1 protein-coding gene is annotated in these 1,303 nt (G+C 29.6%); it reads right to left on the reverse strand.

Annotated features, from left to right (window positions below; all coding sequences use genetic code 11):
* Positions 1–645 precede the first annotated feature (645 nt).
* On the reverse strand, positions 646–1,303 hold a 658-nt coding region (locus RH82_RS00020; protein WP_206420391.1), incomplete at its 5' end, for a hypothetical protein.

A 1,303-nucleotide genomic window follows, 5' to 3' on the forward strand; every position in this document is an offset into this window, starting at 1 on the left:
TTAGTTGCGTATTTAGAACACTAATTTACTAAATAAAACACGAACTAAGAAAGTCTGTTTGGACTTTCGTAAGTAATCAATAACCAAGCAATTAATTTTATACTTTGTTGTGGGCAGGTTTTGAATATAATTTACAGACCATTATAAAAAAGGACTGTCCTTTGTCTAGAAACCGAATTTTTTATTCTTAGAAATTCAAGAACCAAAAAAATAAAGCGCTTAGATTTGATTTTACGGAAACTGGCGGATTAGAAATTTCCTTTGTTAAAAAACAAAAATTTAATTACTGATCTAGAAAAAAAGAAACCGACTAAAAAAATATTTATAAAGTTGCTCAACCGCTAGGGTACGACCTTAATAAATAAACCAAAACCTTAGCTAAAATTTTTGTTTTTGTGCGCCAAAAAAAATTGGGTTTTTATACCAGACTTTGGCGGAAATTAAATTTTAAACCCCTTAAATCAAGCTTAAATATTTTAATTGAGTACTTGCCCACAACGTGATGTGTATGGTTAGTTGCGTGATTAAGCAACTAAATTAGTAAACAAATACGGACTAGAGAAAATTCCAGCGGAATTTTCCAGATAAGCACTAGCCAAAGCAATTAATTATACACCGTGTTGTGGTGTCGTTTTTTATTTACTTTTAATAGTCAAATTTATAAGAATTAGTTATTTTTCCTTTTGTCCAATTTTTAAATTCAACGTTCACAATTACTTCTTGAGTTCCGTGAATTTTTTCTTTAAAATCAAAGCTTTCACAATATGAAACTCCGTATTTATTTAGGACTTCATCAATTTTATTTTTTTCCAGTTCCGCTTTTTTATTTTCTCTTCTATATTTATTCAACTTAGAGTAAGCAGTTTCCAGAAATGAAAATCCAGCTACAATTATTCCAATTTTCACGTACCATAGGAACAAGCTATGTATATTCCAGTCAGAAAAAAAGTATCCAAGAAGTATTAATAGAAAACCAATAATTATTGTGCCGTAGAAAGTCAAATGTGCGGACTTTTGGTTTCTACGCATTATTTCCAATTCGAGATTAGCAATTTCTAACTTTTCTTGAAATTTTTTATCAAGAGTGATTTTGGAACAAGTGTTATTAAAGTTAGGTTTTTTATTAGTCAACTTACAGGTGATTCCTTTTTCTAGACTAGTCATTTTATTTTCGCATAAATCACAATGTCTTGCTAGATTCATTAAAGTTTTAGGTCCAGTTTTAAGTTTAAGTCTCTCGTTTTCAATGAAGTTTTTTTGGGTCAAATGCACCATCAACGTGTTGTATAAGATTAGTTGCGTA

This window comes from Lacinutrix jangbogonensis (assembly GCF_000797445.1).
Classification (GTDB): domain Bacteria; phylum Bacteroidota; class Bacteroidia; order Flavobacteriales; family Flavobacteriaceae; genus Lacinutrix; species Lacinutrix jangbogonensis.